Here is a 15,333-nt window from a genome sequence, read left to right as displayed (position 1 = left end):
GATCTTTTTTCTAACGAACCTATTAGACTGTCAGTCAGTTATTTGCCGCTTTCACGATAGATCACTTCTAGACAAAATGCACAAGGTTCATCATGTTCTCTGCGAGAACCGTATAAGTCATAACAAACATGAAATCCTTCTTCGTAAATCTTTTCTAAATTCATTCGTGATTTAGAAAGTTCTTGTTTGACCGATTCAGCGGGTGCATCTGCCACTTGGTTCAACTCACGAATGTGTTCACGTAAGCGTTGATTTTCCAATTCTAATGTCGTATTTTTTTCGACGATTTCTTGCAAAGACTGCTTCATTTCCGCTAGATTATTTAAGGAATTTTGCAACTCCGATTCTAACTGATTCAATCCGTCATATATTGATCGTTTGTCCATGCTCATTATGGTCACCTACTTATTTTGTCACTAGTTCTTCATAATCATATTCGATTGGTGTTTGCCGATCATGCAAACGGACTTTGATCACTCGGCTCAACAGATCCAGCCCAACCACACGTCCTTTGCCATCTGGCGTTTCAACTTCCTTGCCGCGATCCGGCAATTCTTTTTTCGCCCGCTCATATTCTTCACTTTCATACTTAAGACAGCACATCAAACGACCGCATAATCCTGAGATTTTCGCAGGATTCAAGGAAAGTCCTTGATCTTTAGCCATCTTGATGGATACAGGGATAAAATCCCCTAAAAACGTCGCACAGCATAGTTTGCGACCACAGGGCCCAACTCCGCCTAGTGCCTTCGCTTCATCCCTGACACCGATTTGGCGCAGTTCAATCCGGGTATGAAATTCACTTGCCAAGTCTTTGACTAATTCGCGAAAGTCAACACGGCTTTCTGCAGTAAACGAAAAAATCAGTTTTGTCCGCTCAAAGGTATAGGCTACTCGAATCAGTTTCATTGGCAACTGATGTGCGCGGATTTTTTCTTTTCCAATTTTTAACGCTTCATCTGCCGCCTTTTGATTGGCTGCTGCCTGTTCCAAATCTTTCTTCGTCGCCCGACGTAAGATAGGTTTGACTACCTGAGGCAAATCGCTCTCATTCATTTCTCTGCTTTTGGTGACGACTGTGGCAAGACATTTAGCATCTTGTGCTTCCACGATGACTTGGTCATTTATAGTATAGGTCTGTTTTTTCGGTGTGTAAAAATAAATCTGGCCTACGTCATGATAACGCACTCCGACAACTTCGATCATCTCTGGTCTCCTTTTCCGGCTGCTGCGTTTTATCCATAGATGATTTTCACGGAAAATTGTTCTGCCACACCTTGGAAAGACACATTGGCTTGCAACTTTTTTTGTGCTTGCAATGCGGCTTCAATGGCACGATTGATCTCTTTTCCCCATAAACCTTGCCCCAACAATCGATCCCGCTCCTCTTGAAAGTAAAATAACAAGAGCAAAAAGATTTCTGATTGCTGATTTTTTTCTTTTGCTAGACCCAATAATTTTTTCTGAACAAAAATAAATGCTTGCGGGTCTTTCTTCAAAAGGTAATTCACCCAACGCTTAACAGCATCCTTAGTTTCATTAAACCATTCATCTTGCGAGATTTCAACTGCTTTATGATAACTATTGGTCAAGTGGCTTAGAAGTCGGCTTGTCTCTTTAGAAAGTCCCTCTTCTTGTAACTTTTCTTGCAGTTTTTCTTTTGACAAAGGAGAGAAATGAATGATCTGACAGCGAGACTGGATGGTTGGCAAAATACGACCAAGGCTCTCCGTTTCTAAGATCGCCAGAAAGTTTCCCACTGGTTCTTCTAAAAACTTTAGTAAACTGTTGGCAGCGCTGTTGTTCATTTTGTCAGCTTGAGACAAAATAAAGATTTTCAAACGGCTTTCAAAGCCGCTTTTTGAGAACTCCTCTTGCAGCTGTCGAATCTGGTCGACTTTGATCATCTGCCCATCAGGTTCAATTTGGATAACGTCAGGATGCTCTCCTTGGGCGATCCGTAGACAATTGCTGCATGCACCACATGGCGCTTCTTCTTGTACATTGGCACAAAAAAGGCGTTTTGCGAGCCATAGACTTAGTTCATGCTTGCCAGTCCCCTTGTCCCCTTCAAAAAGATAAGCATGAGCAATGCGCCCATGCTTGATACTTTTTTTTAGTTGGGCAAAAACAAGAGGCTGGTATTCTTGTAGAAATAACTCCTCCATGAAATGCTCCTTTTTTAATATTGATGGAATCCGTCAACTGGCAGCACGAATACGGTGGCGCCACCGACTTCGACTTCGACTGGATAAGGAACTTGACCATCTAAGGATATATCTAGTGACATCGGTGTCGAGACATATTGCTTTCTTGATTGACAGGTTTTTTTAATCAATTCTAACGCATCTTGCACACGGTCATCTTCAATACCAATGATAAACGTACTATTACCAGCCTTTAAAAAACCACCCGTTGATGACAATTTTGTAGCACGGATATTGGCATCAATAAACTCATTTGCCAAACGATTACTGTCTTTGTCTTGTACGATTGCCATAATTAATTTCATGGGACCATCTCCTTTGTGTTATCCAACCTACCCTAGATTGATTTGAAGTAAGCAGGATACGATTCAACGATTGCTGAATAGCTGGATTCAACAACTTCTTGTAACCCCATTCTAGCATCAATCTTATGAATGCGTACAGGATTTTCTTCCGCTAGCTTTAGATACGCATGACGAACCCGTTGATGAAACTCCAATCCTTCCGAATCTAGTCGGTCATATTGATGTGCACGATTTTCTTGGATGCGACGCAAGCCAGTATCAGAGTCAACATCTAGATACAAGGTAAAATCAGGGGTCGTTCCTTCCGTCGCAAACTCGTTGATCCGTGCGATCTCAGGAATCCCGATGCGACGTCCAGCTCCTTGATAGGCAAGCGAACTGTCAACAAAGCGGTCACAGATCACGATGTGTCCGGCGTTCAATGCCGGCAGGACAACCTCAATCAAGTGTTGGCGGCGTGCCGCTGCATAAAGTAAGGCTTCGGTCCGCTCATCCATTTCTTCATTTCGCGGATCTAAAATAATTTTACGAATTTTTTCAGCGATTTTAACTCCGCCAGGTTCTCTTGTTTTAACGATTTTTCTTGTTGCTTCAAGCTGTAACCGAGGATACAATTCTTCGATCACACTGGTTTTTCCAGCACCATCCGGTCCTTCGATGGTTATAAACAATCCATTCACCCTAATTGCCTCCAATATCTTTATAATTCTCGGCGACCTTCTACTGCTTTTAGCAAGGTCACTTCATCCGCGTATTCAATATCGCTGCCCACAGATAAGCCATGAGCCAAACGCGTGACTTTAATACCGGCAGGCTTGATCAAACGCGACATATACATCGCCGTCGCTTCGCCTTCCGTGGTCGCATTGGTCGCAATGATCACTTCTTTGACCTGATCATCATGCAGCCGCTGTATCAGGGATGCAATGTTGATATCTTCTGGACCTGTCCCTTCCATCGGGGATAACACGCCATGCAGCACATGATAAAGTCCATGATACTCGCGGACTTTTTCTAATGCCATGACATCTTTAGGCTCTTCAACTACTAAAATCGTTTCTTTGTCTCTTGTGGGATCACTGCAGATTTCACAAGGATCTTCTTCCGTTATATTTCCGCAAATACTGCAAAAGTGCAAATCTCGTTTAACACTAAGCAACGATTTAGCAAACTCATTGACGACTTCTTCTTTCATATCAATCGTATAAAATGCCAAACGTGTTGCGGTTTTTTGTCCAATTCCCGGCAGTTTCATGTAACTGTCGATCAATCGGGCGATCGGTTCAGGATATTGCACCGTCATTTCTCCTTTTATAGACCCGGAATGTTTCTTGTATATTTGCCCATTTTTTGTTCCGATTCTTTTTCAATTTTCTTTAATCCGTCATTGATGGCTAAAATGATCATATCTTGCAGCATTTCCACATCGTCAGCATCAACGATTGCTTCATTGATAGCAATGTCTTGTAACGTCTTATCGCCAGTAAAGGTCGCTTTGACATAGCCATTTGTCGATTCGCCGATAAATTCTTTGCTGTTTAGTGCTTCTTGTTCTTTCATCATTTCTTTTTGCATTTTTTGCATTTGTTTCATCATGCCTTGCATATTTCCCATGCCTCGCATCATTATTCATCACTCCATATTCATTAATTTTCTTCAATGCTGGTTAATTCACCAAATAACTCTTGCGCTTTTGTTACTAAGTCGTCATTTTCTGGTTCGACAGGAGCGGCTTCGGTCTCTTCTTGCTCTACTTCAATTTCTGACTCTTCCGTTGCTTGACCGCCAGCCAAAAACTCTTGTCGTAGCGTCGGCCAACTTTCTTTTGTAATAAAGACAGCCTGTGGGGCGTAGTCTTTGATCATACGGGACAATTGATTATGGATCATCAATTGAAACTCTTGGTCGTTACTTGCTCGCTGACATAAGATCTCATAGTCAAAAGCGATCACGACGCCCGATTCGCTGGCAGCTTTTGCTTCACTGGAGTGCAGCATAGCTCTTTGCGTCACGGAAAGAGACATCAAAAGATCGTCCCAAACATTACGAACATTTGCCAAGTCTTTCTTCGTTGCACTTTTCAGCACTTGGAACACGCGTTCCTTTGGTAAACGGAACGTAGTGGTCGCCTTGGTTTTCTTCACTGGCGCGGTGGTTTCAGCAACGGCACCTGTCGGTCGATTCTCTTGCAGTCGTTGCACCTCTGCCTGAAGTTTTTGCAGTGCTTGACGTAACTGCGCCACTTCTTGACTATTGTCAGCTGAATTGCTGGCAACAGCAGCACTTTCTGGATCATTGGCTAATTTGACCACAGCCACTTCCAAATAGATCGTAGGATTGTTCGTAAATCGTACTTCATTTTGCGTATCGTTTAAGACCGTGATCCAGTGATAGATTTTTGCTGGCGGGGTAATTTTTGCCAGTGTTTGAAACGCTTCAGTCAACTGCAGAGACTTTTCAGATAGCAGCTGCGGCGCTTGTTGATACATCAGCAAGTCTCGACAATAAACCAACAAGTTTTCCAATAAACGGCGGGCTTCTTTACCAGAGGCTAATAACTCCCGCAAGGTCGCTAACGCATCGGCAACTTCTTTTTCCCCACAAGCCTGCATCAGACGGTCCATCATTTCATAGGACAAGCTGCCCGTCACTTCTAAAGCATCTTGGGTCGTTACGGTTCCATCACTAAAAGCGATCGCCTGGTCGGTGATACTCAAGGCATCCCGCATACCGCCTTCTGCGGCTCGCGCAATGATCTGTAAAGCTTCTGCTTCGTAATTGATCTCGCTAGTAGTAAGGACCGTTTCCAAATGACCCACGATGTCTTGCGTATTGATCCGTTTGAAATCAAATCGTTGGGTTCGGGAAATAATCGTTGCTGGAATCTTATGGGGCTCTGTTGTTGCCAAAATAAAGACAACATTTTTCCGTGGTTCTTCCAATGTTTTTAGTAATGCATTAAATGCGCCTGTTGACAGCATGTGCACTTCATCAATGATATAAACTTTGTATTCTGCTTGGGTCGGTGCATAGTTCGCACGATCACGAATAAAGCGAATTTCTTCTACACCGTTGTTACTTGCCGCATCGATTTCGATCACGTCTTCTTGCGTTCCTGCTGTGATTGAGCGACACATGTCACACTCATTGCAAGGCTCGCCATTGACTTGGTTCGGACAATTGATGGCTTTGGCAAAAATTTTCGCTGCACTTGTTTTCCCGGTTCCTCGAGGGCCCGTAAACAAGTAAGCATGCGAGATTTGATTTTGATCGATTGCATTTTTTAAGGTTTGGGTAATTGCTTTTTGTCCGACAACATCATCAAAACGCTGAGAACGCCAAACACGATATAATGCTTGATAGGCCATAGTTTTCCACACTCATTTCAAAATTCGCTACCTTCTATTATACGTAATATCAGCTAAAAAAACCACCGTTTGCGTGGTGGAATCTCAAAAGAAATGGAAATTTAATTCGAAGAGCCATTCCGCGCGCTTTCACTCACTATATCCTTTTATTCCTCCCTATTTTCAAGAAAAAAGACCATTCCTCTTCTCCAACTTTAGACTGATAACGTAAATCTCACCTCCTATGGTATAATGAATCTACGTTCATCTATTGTGATGAAAACAATTTAAAGGAGGACTGAAAATGGGTATTATCAAAGCGGCAACAAGCGCAATTGGCGGCGGATTAGCAGATCAATGGCTAGAGGTGATCGAGCCTGACAATATGAGCGATTCGACAGTAATGACAAAAGGTGTCAAAGTGCGGCGTAATGACAAACGCGGTTCTAACAGAAAAGGCACGGAAGATGTCATCACTGATGGGTCAGTGATCCATGTCTATCCGAATATGATGATGTTATTGGTTGATGGCGGGCGAATCATCGATTATACCGCTGAAGAAGGCTACTATACCGTCAAAAATGAATTAGCGCCTTCGATGTTGAACGGTTCATTGAAAGATGCGATTTCTGAAACCTTCGACCGCTTTAAGTTTGGCGGCGTTACACCACAAAAACAACAAGTTTTTTATATCAATCTTCAAGAAATCAAAGGAATTCGCTTCGGTACTTCATCGCCTTTGAACTATTTTGACAACTTTTATAACGCAGAACTATTCTTACGGGCGCACGGAAACTATTCCTTACGAATTACCGATCCAATTTTGTTCTATACGAATGCGATCCCAAAAAACAAAAGTCAAGTCGATATCAACGACATCAATGAGCAGTACTTAGCTGAATTTTTGACCGCCCTACAAACAGCGATCAACAAAATGTCCGCTGATGGCGAACGAATTTCTTACGTTCCATCTAAGAGCATGGAATTAAGCAAATATATGGGAACGGTTCTTGATGACAGCTGGCGAGAACTCCGCGGCATGGAAATCGTTTCTGTTGCCGTAGCGAGCATCTCTTATACGGATGATTCCGTAAAACTGATCAACATGCGGAACCAAGGGGCAATGTTAGGCGACCCTTCGATTCGTGAAGGCTATGTTCAAGGTTCGGTTGCTCGTGGTATGGAATCTGCCGGTAGCAATGCCGCTGGGGCTACGACTGGGTTTGTTGGCATGGGCATGGGGATGAATGCTGGTGGCGGTTATTTGAACCAAGCGTCACAAAACAACCAACAGCAAATGCAGCAACAGGCTTCCGCACAAACCAACGCAGATCATTGGGACTGTCCACAATGCGGCACCTCTAATACTGGTAAATTCTGCAGCAATTGCGGGACGCCAAAACCAACGAGCGATGGACCAAGCCTGAAAATGAAATGCAGCGATTGTGGTGAAGTGATCGATTTAGCCAACGGCATTCCAAAATTCTGTCCGAATTGTGGCAAACCTTTCAAAGGTGTCCCAGTAGACTAATTGAGGAGGATTGCTGATGGATGTTATCACACATAAGTGCCCCAATTGTGGGGGCGCTTTAACCTTTGAACCTGGTGATCAAAAATTTCATTGTCCATTTTGTCTGAGTATTTTTACTGAAGACGAAGTCACTGCCTTCGAAGAAAAGCAAAAAGAAGCGCAGATGGCCGATACTCCTGTCTCAGATCCTTCTGTAACGACCGAAGCCGAACCGTCCCTTCAAGAAGAAGTTAGAGAGCAAGCCGATGCACAAGCGGGGCAGATGGACCTTTTTACCTGCCCCAGCTGCGGTGCAGAAATCGTGACGGATGCAACGACGGCCGCAACCTACTGCTACTTTTGCCACAATCCTGTCGTCTTGTCAGGACGGCTTTCAGGAGAATTTTTACCTAACAAAGTCCTCCCTTTTGCCATCGAAAAGGAAGAAGCAACTGCGAAATTCTTAGAATGGGCGCAAAAGAAAAAATTTGTGCCACGGGATTTCTTCGATCAAGCACAAGTAGAGAAATTGACTGGTGTGTACTTCCCTTATTGGGTCGTCGATGCTGAGATGAATGGCTCGCTTTCAGGTATGGGTACCTCTTTGCGTATTTGGCGCGTTGGTGATATTGAATATACTGAGCACAAACAATACGATGTCTTGCGACGAGGAAAAATCAAGGTGAATGAATTGCTCAAGCATGCGCTGTCAAAAAACGTTCAGCAAAAAATGGTGACTGGCGTTCAGCCGTTTCCCCTTGAAAAAGCTGTTAATTTTCGCAGTCAATATTTAGCCGGCTTCCAAGCAGAAAAAAGAGACATTGAATACATTGATCTTTCTGACGAAGTCAAAAACGAATTATCGGGTTATGCTGAAAATCTGCTAGCAGGTACCGTCAATGGCTATACTAGTTTTAAACGCAACAATCGTTCCATCAATCTAACAAAAGAAGAAAACAACTACGTTTTGCTTCCTGTATGGCTAGTGACCTATCGAGCCGATGATGAAAACAAGAGTGCCTTTTATTATGCGATGAATGGGCAAACCGGAAAAGTCAGCGGTGTTTTACCGATTAGTTACAAGCGCTTGGGAATCGTCAGTGGCGCAATTTTCGCGGCAACGACCATCCTCGCATTGATTGGAGCGTATTTCTTATGAAAAAACTATCTTATTTGTTGTTACTGCTGGTTGGTTTTTTCTTAACCGCCCTGCCCGCCTTCGCAGCCGAAGAGACAGTCGCAGACCACGCTGGACTCTTTACCGAACAAGAGATCCAGAAGTTGAACGAAGAAGCAGAAGCGCTGAATGCAAAGATCAAAGGCGAAGTTTTTATTCAAACAACAAACAGCAATACGGGAGATATCGAGTTGTACACTGATCGATATCTTTCAAGACGGATCGGCAACGACAACAACGGTTCGGCATTGGTGATCGATATGGCGCAACGGAAATTTCACGTTTCGACTTCCGGAAATATGATCGATTATCTTACCGATTCACGTCTAGATAAGCTACTTGATGCGGTATTTGACCAGATGGCAGAGGGAAATTATTATCAAGCTGCATTGGTCTATCTGCAAAAAGCAGAGGGTTTTGTGGAAGCAGGTGTTCCTGCCGATCATTATCGTATCGATCGTGATACCGGAAAAATTACTTATTACAAAGTGATAACGCCACTAGAAATTGCTATTTGCTTAGCGATCGCGGCAGTGATCAGTATCGCTTTTTTCATCATTGTTAAATCCCGTTACCAATTAAAAATGGGCGGCTACAAATTTAACTATCTAGAAAAATCAAGTATTGATCTGACCCAAAAAGAAGATCGCTTAGTCAATTCCTTTGTCACAACCAGACGCATCCCCCGTCCTTCGAATAATGGTGGAGGCGGTGGTGGCGGTTTTTCTGGCGGCGGCGGTGGCAGTACGACCCACTCTTCTGGTGGCGGAACATTCGGCGGCGGCGGACGCAGCTTTTGATTTTTCAAGAGTTCCTTTAATCAGGAACTCTTTTTTTGTTGACAATTTTCATAAAAACATCTACCATTTAGGAAAATATAGGAAATGAGTTGATTTTATGTTTGAAATTATTAGAAACAATAAACTTTTTATCAGTTTGAGTAGTTTGCTAGTTTTTTTGACTGTCCTGACAAACCTCGCTTTCCCTTTGCTTCTACAAGAAGATCACGCACTTCGCTTTGATCATCTCGTCGGCTTATTAGCGTTCATATTAAGTATTACTTATTGCGCGCAATTCTTATTGATTGTGATGAAAGAGCGCTATGCAGCTTCGATGAATGTTCGCCATCTCTTAGAATTGTTAAAAAAAATGAAAAGGAAGAGTTATGTAGAACTCTCTGAAAAGGAGCCCACTTATCTATTAAACCGCATTTTTGGCGTTGTTGATTCCTTATACTTGTTTATTTGCGGTAGTTTTAGCGAAGCCATTCGCTGCTTTTTCTTATTGCTGATCCCACTTTTTTTGTGTTTCCAATTGCATTATTTACTGGGTTTCATTTTACTATCGCTATTTCCCATCAATGTTTTTGGGTTTCGATGGATCAATCAACAGTTGAGTATTAAGATGAAAAATATGCAAGAAGCATTTGCTCTTAGCAATAAGGAAATGTTAACAACATTGTCCCATATTGATACAATGAAGCAATGGAGTGACGCTGTTCTTGAGCAGCTGTTTTCCTCTCAATTGACATTGATGTATCAAACATTAGCAAACACCAATACTTTTGCCCAAACGACTAGTTTAGTCCTTAATGCGATCAATCAGATCGCCCAGATCGGCGTCTATTTGTTTATGATTCAAGGAATATTACAAGATGAACTGCCAACCTCTGCGTTGATTTTGATTGGCGTGCTATTACCCATTTACTTTTCTGCATTAAGTGGTTTAACGAAAATCAATCTTGATACAGCTACTCTGAGGACCAATCAACGTTTTGTTAACGAAGAATTGGCTGCTCCCGATGACCGCTGGAACCAAACGTGTGAAGCTACTCTGAGTCTTACTTTCGACCACCCTGTCGTATCCATTGGCAACCACAGCTTTTCCTTTCCCATTGAAGAAACCTTGAAACCTGGTGAACATATTTACTTGGCTGGCGCTTCAGGAAAAGGAAAATCAACGTTTTTAAAGGCAATTGCTGGCCTTTATCCATCAGAAGGAATTTCGCTTTCAACGAAGAGGAAACGCATCAAGCCAAGAAACCCTGAAACAGATAAAACCCTCTACCTTGCTCAAGACCCTACGATTCTCTCTCGGACAATTGAAGAAAATCTTGTATGGGGAAGAAAAATGACGGGAGAAGAAAAAACAATTATCGAAACCTCTGGTATTTTAGCGCCCATTTTTCAACAGCGCTCATGGACTAGCAGGCTTACGGAAAATGGTGCCGACTTGTCTGGAGGAGAAAAGCAAAGAATCGCTCTAGCTCGCATATTATTAAGTGATGCCGAAATCATTCTTTTAGACGAAGCTACCAGCAGCCTTGATGATGAAGCTGCCGAAAAGATTATGAAGTGTTTAAAAAAACATGCAGAAAAACGCATGATCATCTATACTAGTCATAAGAAAGAGGAGCAACGCTTTTGTGATCGTACAATCGCTTTGTAGGAGGAACCGATGAAAGATTATTATACCGTTGAAGAAGTCGCTGAAAAACTGGGCGTAACGACTCGAACCATCCGAAATTATCAAAAGACCAACCAACTTAAAGGGACAAAAATTGGCGGGCAGTGGCGCTTTTCTTACAAAGATGTGGCTTCGTTGATGGGCGAACCATTTGAAGATCCCCTGCTTTCTTTTGCTTCAATACGTTCAGAAAAACAGATACCCGAAAGCTTACTTGCCATTGATTTCTTTATTGAATCAGAGGAATTGCTACAACAGCAAAAAAAAATCGTTATTGATGAGTTCAATGCACTTTATTCAGGGGAAAGTCGGCGTTTTTACTTTGAAAAAATCAACCCAACGATGGCACGATTTACATTGGTCGGACCGTTGAAATATGTAACAACCTTTGGACAGTGGATCGAAACAATACTTTCTCTCCCAAAGTAATCATCTGAGCGCCTGCTTTGAATTTAAAAGAAGAGACCCAATTAGGAGAATGTCTAATCAGGTCTCTTCTTTCTTTTTTGGAAGGCTTGTTGCACTCAGATGATTTCCTTAAACACAGAGAAATCAATATTGCCGCCGGAGACCAATGCCACAGTTTTCTTTCCTCGAAGCAAATGATCGATCTGTCCGCTTAAAATCGCCGCCGTACTTAATGCACCAGCCCCTTCTGCGATGACTTTTTCCCTCAATGCTAAGTAATGGATCGCTTGTTCGATATCGGATTCTTCAACTAAGACCGTTTCATCGATACGGGTCTTTAAAACATCATAGGTCAGTTCCCCTGCCAAAGCAACATCACAGCCATCGGCGATCGTTCTACTGCGGCGATTGGCTACTAGCTTTTGCTGCCAAAGTGAGGCGATCATGCCATAAACGCCATAGGATTGAACGCCGATGATTTTGACTTCTGGACGAAGTTCTTTTAAGGCTAAAGCAATCCCAGCAATCAACCCACCACCGCCGATGGGAATAATGACATTATCAACATCTGGAAGATCCTCCAACAGTTCGATCGCAATCGTTCCTTGCCCCTCCATTACTGCACGATCATCAAAGGGAGAGACAAATACTTCGCCACTATCTTTCATGGCGTCTAGTGTCAGTTGTTTGGTTTCATCAAACGTCTCTCCTGCTAAAACGACTTGTGCGCCATAACTTCTTGTCGCCTCTATTTTTGTTTTGGCAGCCGTTAATGGCATAAAGATTCGGACATTGATCCCCAGTAACGATCCGGCGAGAGCAACACCTTGCGCATGATTTCCTGCAGAACAGGCAATGACACCGCGAAGTTTTTCTGCATCAGTCAATGACGCGAGTTTGTTATACGCCCCCCGCGCTTTAAAGGAGCCGGTACGCTGTAGATTTTCTAATTTCAAAAATATCGTGCCCTCTTTTTCTTTGCCTAAAATATTACTTGGTGCAAGTGGTGTATGGATCATGATTGGTTTCAATCGTCGATACGCAGCAGCGATCCCCAGACTGTCCGTCAACACTTCCTCAATCACAAACGTTCCCCCTTTTTTGTTTTTTTATACTCTCATTGAAGCACAGAACTTGTAGAAAAACAATCTGGGGAACTCGTACAAGCAAAGATCGGTTCCCCTTTCTTTACACGTCACTGTCACCAAATATTCTTACAGAAGAATTTTCAGAAAATAATGACATTTCTTTTCTGAAGTGCTATACTTAGAAAAATTAAAAAAGGGTGTGAACGAATGACAATCGATTGGTCAAATTTAGGGTTTTCTTATATCAAAACGCCATGGCGTTTTTTGGCAACATGGAAAGACGGTTCTTGGAATGAAGGCGAACTTACCGAGGATAATTATCTGCATATCCACGAGGGATCAACCGCTCTTCATTATGGACAGCAATGTTTTGAAGGACTAAAAGCCTACCGAAGAAAAGATGGCGGCATCAATTTGTTCCGTCCAGACGAAAATAGCAAACGGATGAACCGCAGTGCCTATCGCCTGCGTATGCCAGAGGTTCATGAGGCCTTTTTCTTAGATGCGGTAAAACAAGTAGTAAAAGCAAATCAGGAATATGTTCCGCCTTATGGCAGCGGCGCCACCTTGTATATTCGTCCTCTATTGATTGGCGTCGGAGAAAATATCGGTGTCAGCCCAGCACCAGAGTATATTTTTACGGTTTTTTGTATGCCGGTCGGACCTTACTTTAAGGGCGGATTGACACCAACCAATTTCATTGTTTCTGATTATGATCGCGCGGCACCAAATGGTACTGGCGCAGCCAAAGTTGGTGGAAATTATGCGGCGAGTTTGTTACCTGGATACGAAGCCCATCAACGGAAATTTTCCGATTGCATCTACCTTGATCCAGAAACGCATACCAAAATCGAAGAAGTCGGTTCTGCCAACTTTTTCGGGATCACGGCTGCTAATGAATTTGTGACACCAAAATCTCCTTCTATTTTACCAAGTATCACAAAATATTCATTGCTGCATCTAGCGCAACATTCATTAGGATTAACCCCTGTGGAAGGTGATGTTTATCTCAATGAGCTGGATCGTTTTGTCGAAGCGGGTGCCTGCGGAACAGCTGCTGTTATTTCCCCGATCGGCGGGATCCAAAACGGCGAGGATTTCCATGTGTTCTATAGCGAAACGGAAGTTGGTCCACAAACAAAAGCATTGTATCACCAATTGACCGGCATTCAATTCGGCGATATTTCGGCACCAACCGGTTGGATCTTTGATGTTCCATTGGATTAAGCGAACCGGGCTACATCCTCTTCAACCGAACGATCACTACGGACCGTTCGGTTTTTCTCTTTCTATCGATCAATTTATCATCACTGCATCAGAATTGATTGCCACAACTCTTTTGACTTGTTACAATCATAGCAAAGGGAGGCGTAATGATGGGCAAACGATTCGGCTATTCTTTGCTAGCAACAGCCTTGTATTTGGTGGTTTCCAATATTGGTAATCTCGTTTTTGGTATTAACCGCAGCTTTAGTTGGACCACAACGTTGTGGGAAGCATTTTTCTTTTTTATTTTCGTGTTCTTATTCCAACAATTTCGAAAAAAATAAGCAGCGATCCTCGCTCATAAAAAAACGAGGATCGCTGCTTATTACTTTTTAGGAATCTCAGCCTCTAACAAAAAAAGCGCCAAACCCCTTCATACGAAAGGATTTGACACTAAGAAAAATTATTTAACTGTTACTGAAGCGCCAACTTCTTCTAAAGCTGCTTTCAATGCTTCAGCTTCGTCTTTAGAGATGCCTTCTTTAACTGCTGAAGGAGCTCCGTCAACGACTGCTTTCGCTTCTTTCAAGCCTAAGCCAGTTGCTTCACGAACTGCTTTGATAACTTTAACTTTTTGATCGCCAGCTGCAGTCAATTCTACAGTGAATTCAGTTTGTTCTTCAGCAGCACCAGCATCGCCAGCTCCACCAGCTACAGCTACAGGAGCTGCAGCAGATACGCCAAATTCTTCTTCGATAGCTTTAATTAAATCGTTTAATTCTAAGATTGTCGCGCCTTTTAGCTCTTCGACAATGTTTTCAATGTTCAATGCCATTTTGTTTTCCTCCATTTAAGTAAGTAGTTTAGTTTTTAATACTGAAAAATTATGCGGCAATTATGCTGCATCTTCTTCTTTTTCTGCCACTGCTTTGACAGCGTAAGCCACGTTGCGGATAGGTGCTTGTAGCACAGATAGCAACATAGAAAGAAGTCCTTCGCGGTTTGGCAATTTCGCCAATGCAGTAATTTCTTCCAATGAAGAAACTTTGCCTTCGATGATACCGCCTTTGATTTCTAAAGCTTTTGCGTCTTTTGCGAAATCGTTAATGATTTTTGCAGGTGCAACAACGTCTTCGTTACTGAATGCTACGGCAGTAGGGCCAGTGAATACTTCACCTAAACCTTCTAGACCAGCTTTTTCAGCAGCACGAGAAAGAATTGAGTTTTTGATAACTTTCATCTCAACGTTTGCATCACGCAATTGTTTACGTAAGCGAGTTACTTCATCAACAGTTAGTCCACGGTAGTCAACAACGACTACAGATGCGGCTGCAGAGAATTTTGCACTCACTTCATCAACGATCGCGGATTTTTTAGCGATAGCTGCTTCACTCATTTATATTTCACCTCCTGATTTTGATGGAAGAGTTTCTTCGAAACAAACTGTTCCTTTGTCCTATAAAGGACAATAAAAAAACTCTATGCCACCGTAGACATAGAGGGACTATTGAAGATTCTCAATAAACGTCCTCGGTAGGAAATTAAGGCAAATGCCACCTACTGTCTTCGGTACAGTTAAACTTTTAACCTTGACTACCTTACCACAGATAAGGTAGTCA

18 protein-coding genes and 1 other annotated feature are annotated in these 15,333 nt (G+C 42.6%); of the genes, 7 read left to right on the top strand and 11 right to left on the bottom strand.

Going from position 1 to position 15,333, the window contains the following annotated elements; translation table 11 throughout:
* Positions 1–38: 38 nt before the first annotated feature.
* The 8 genes from IGI86_RS06400 to dnaX are packed head-to-tail and all read right to left on the bottom strand — an operon-like array spanning position 39 to position 5,880.
* Positions 39–386, bottom strand: a complete 348-nt coding sequence (locus tag IGI86_RS06400) for a DNA replication initiation control protein YabA (RefSeq protein WP_077452675.1) — start codon at positions 384–386, stop codon at positions 39–41.
* Between the two features lie 19 nt (positions 387–405).
* Positions 406–1,206: a PSP1 domain-containing protein gene (locus IGI86_RS06395; RefSeq protein WP_086317208.1), complete on the bottom strand. Its 801-nt coding sequence runs from the start codon at positions 1,204–1,206 to the stop codon at positions 406–408.
* A gap of 29 nt (positions 1,207–1,235) precedes the next feature.
* Entirely contained in the window at positions 1,236–2,168 is a 933-nt protein-coding gene (holB, locus tag IGI86_RS06390) for a DNA polymerase III subunit delta' (protein WP_005236622.1), read from the bottom strand.
* 14 nt (positions 2,169–2,182) lie between these two features.
* On the bottom strand, positions 2,183–2,512 hold the full coding sequence (locus IGI86_RS06385; RefSeq protein WP_005229817.1) for a cyclic-di-AMP receptor: 330 nt from the start codon (positions 2,510–2,512) through the stop codon (positions 2,183–2,185).
* Positions 2,513–2,544: 32 nt separating this feature from the next.
* Complete coding sequence (tmk, locus tag IGI86_RS06380) at positions 2,545–3,192, bottom strand: dTMP kinase (RefSeq protein ID WP_005229815.1); 648 nt, start codon at positions 3,190–3,192, stop codon at positions 2,545–2,547.
* Positions 3,193–3,212: 20 nt separating this feature from the next.
* Positions 3,213–3,809, bottom strand: coding sequence for a recombination mediator RecR (gene recR / locus IGI86_RS06375; RefSeq protein ID WP_005229813.1), 597 nt, complete (start codon positions 3,807–3,809; stop codon positions 3,213–3,215).
* Between the two features lie 14 nt (positions 3,810–3,823).
* Positions 3,824–4,138 (bottom strand): YbaB/EbfC family nucleoid-associated protein, encoded by a 315-nt coding sequence (locus IGI86_RS06370; RefSeq protein ID WP_139960206.1) that lies wholly within the window; start codon positions 4,136–4,138, stop codon positions 3,824–3,826.
* Positions 4,139–4,158: 20 nt separating this feature from the next.
* A complete protein-coding gene (gene dnaX / locus IGI86_RS06365; RefSeq protein WP_016621226.1) occupies positions 4,159–5,880 on the bottom strand; it encodes a DNA polymerase III subunit gamma/tau in 1,722 nt (573 codons plus the stop codon).
* Positions 5,881–6,163: 283 nt separating this feature from the next.
* On the opposite strand from dnaX, the gene IGI86_RS06360 reads away from it, so the two are divergent.
* The 5 genes from IGI86_RS06360 to IGI86_RS06340 all read left to right on the top strand — a co-directional run bounded on the left by IGI86_RS06360 (position 6,164) and on the right by IGI86_RS06340 (position 11,441).
* Positions 6,164–7,390: an SPFH domain-containing protein gene (locus IGI86_RS06360; RefSeq protein ID WP_086338102.1), complete on the top strand. Its 1,227-nt coding sequence runs from the start codon at positions 6,164–6,166 to the stop codon at positions 7,388–7,390.
* Between the two features lie 16 nt (positions 7,391–7,406).
* A complete protein-coding gene (locus tag IGI86_RS06355; RefSeq protein ID WP_430617817.1) occupies positions 7,407–8,528 on the top strand; it encodes a TFIIB-type zinc ribbon-containing protein in 1,122 nt (373 codons plus the stop codon).
* Complete coding sequence (locus IGI86_RS06350; RefSeq protein WP_005236637.1) at positions 8,525–9,346, top strand: TPM domain-containing protein; 822 nt, start codon at positions 8,525–8,527, stop codon at positions 9,344–9,346. The genes IGI86_RS06355 and IGI86_RS06350 overlap by 4 nt, the downstream gene beginning before the upstream one ends.
* A 97-nt stretch (positions 9,347–9,443) precedes the next feature.
* Positions 9,444–10,994: an ATP-binding cassette domain-containing protein gene (locus tag IGI86_RS06345; RefSeq protein WP_430617816.1), complete on the top strand. Its 1,551-nt coding sequence runs from the start codon at positions 9,444–9,446 to the stop codon at positions 10,992–10,994.
* A 9-nt stretch (positions 10,995–11,003) separates the two neighbouring features.
* Positions 11,004–11,441 carry a helix-turn-helix domain-containing protein gene (locus tag IGI86_RS06340; RefSeq protein WP_008381614.1) on the top strand — a complete coding sequence of 146 codons (438 nt, stop codon included), beginning with the start codon at positions 11,004–11,006 and terminating at the stop codon, positions 11,439–11,441.
* A gap of 95 nt (positions 11,442–11,536) precedes the next feature.
* Here the strand turns inward: IGI86_RS06340 and IGI86_RS06335 are convergent, their stop codons facing one another.
* The gene (locus IGI86_RS06335; protein ID WP_005236650.1) at positions 11,537–12,505 is read right to left on the bottom strand and encodes a pyridoxal-phosphate dependent enzyme; all 969 of its coding nucleotides are present in this window, start codon (positions 12,503–12,505) and stop codon (positions 11,537–11,539) included.
* Between the two features lie 210 nt (positions 12,506–12,715).
* On the opposite strand from IGI86_RS06335, the gene IGI86_RS06330 reads away from it, so the two are divergent.
* Complete coding sequence (locus tag IGI86_RS06330) at positions 12,716–13,735, top strand: branched-chain amino acid aminotransferase (protein WP_430617815.1); 1,020 nt, start codon at positions 12,716–12,718, stop codon at positions 13,733–13,735.
* Positions 13,736–13,884: 149 nt separating this feature from the next.
* The gene (locus tag IGI86_RS06325) at positions 13,885–14,058 is read left to right on the top strand and encodes a hypothetical protein (RefSeq protein WP_005236653.1); all 174 of its coding nucleotides are present in this window, start codon (positions 13,885–13,887) and stop codon (positions 14,056–14,058) included.
* 119 nt (positions 14,059–14,177) lie between these two features.
* On the opposite strand, the gene rplL is transcribed toward IGI86_RS06325, so the two are convergent.
* Both rplL and rplJ read right to left on the bottom strand, forming a co-directional pair.
* Entirely contained in the window at positions 14,178–14,549 is a 372-nt protein-coding gene (rplL, locus tag IGI86_RS06320; protein WP_003127081.1) for a 50S ribosomal protein L7/L12, read from the bottom strand.
* Positions 14,550–14,609: 60 nt separating this feature from the next.
* A complete protein-coding gene (rplJ, locus tag IGI86_RS06315) occupies positions 14,610–15,110 on the bottom strand; it encodes a 50S ribosomal protein L10 (protein ID WP_005236672.1) in 501 nt (166 codons plus the stop codon).
* A 65-nt stretch (positions 15,111–15,175) separates the two neighbouring features.
* Positions 15,176–15,302 (bottom strand) — a sequence feature (ribosomal protein L10 leader region).
* Positions 15,303–15,333: the final 31 nt, after the last annotated feature.

Source organism: Enterococcus sp. AZ188, assembly GCF_050544075.1.
GTDB classification, from domain to species: Bacteria; Bacillota; Bacilli; order Lactobacillales; family Enterococcaceae; genus Enterococcus_D; species Enterococcus_D entomosocium.
This window is presented reverse-complemented; position numbering and strand designations above follow the sequence as displayed.

Bases quoted from the DNA above. Each gene is read 5' to 3' on its own strand.
- IGI86_RS06400 (WP_077452675.1), bottom strand. From the start codon at position 386: ATGGACAAACGATCAATATATGACGGATTGAATCAGTTAGAATCGGAG.
- IGI86_RS06395 (WP_086317208.1), bottom strand. From the start codon at position 1,206: ATGATCGAAGTTGTCGGAGTGCGTTATCATGACGTAGGCCAGATTTAT.
- holB (WP_005236622.1), bottom strand. From the start codon at position 2,168: ATGGAGGAGTTATTTCTACAAGAATACCAGCCTCTTGTTTTTGCCCAA.
- IGI86_RS06385 (WP_005229817.1), bottom strand. From the start codon at position 2,512: ATGAAATTAATTATGGCAATCGTACAAGACAAAGACAGTAATCGTTTG.
- IGI86_RS06370 (WP_139960206.1), bottom strand. From the start codon at position 4,138: ATGATGCGAGGCATGGGAAATATGCAAGGCATGATGAAACAAATGCAA.
- dnaX (WP_016621226.1), bottom strand. From the start codon at position 5,880: ATGGCCTATCAAGCATTATATCGTGTTTGGCGTTCTCAGCGTTTTGAT.
- IGI86_RS06360 (WP_086338102.1), top strand. From the start codon at position 6,164: ATGGGTATTATCAAAGCGGCAACAAGCGCAATTGGCGGCGGATTAGCA.
- IGI86_RS06355 (WP_430617817.1), top strand. From the start codon at position 7,407: ATGGATGTTATCACACATAAGTGCCCCAATTGTGGGGGCGCTTTAACC.
- IGI86_RS06350 (WP_005236637.1), top strand. From the start codon at position 8,525: ATGAAAAAACTATCTTATTTGTTGTTACTGCTGGTTGGTTTTTTCTTA.
- IGI86_RS06345 (WP_430617816.1), top strand. From the start codon at position 9,444: ATGTTTGAAATTATTAGAAACAATAAACTTTTTATCAGTTTGAGTAGT.
- IGI86_RS06340 (WP_008381614.1), top strand. From the start codon at position 11,004: ATGAAAGATTATTATACCGTTGAAGAAGTCGCTGAAAAACTGGGCGTA.
- IGI86_RS06330 (WP_430617815.1), top strand. From the start codon at position 12,716: ATGACAATCGATTGGTCAAATTTAGGGTTTTCTTATATCAAAACGCCA.
- IGI86_RS06325 (WP_005236653.1), top strand. From the start codon at position 13,885: ATGGGCAAACGATTCGGCTATTCTTTGCTAGCAACAGCCTTGTATTTG.
- rplL (WP_003127081.1), bottom strand. From the start codon at position 14,549: ATGGCATTGAACATTGAAAACATTGTCGAAGAGCTAAAAGGCGCGACA.
- rplJ (WP_005236672.1), bottom strand. From the start codon at position 15,110: ATGAGTGAAGCAGCTATCGCTAAAAAATCCGCGATCGTTGATGAAGTG.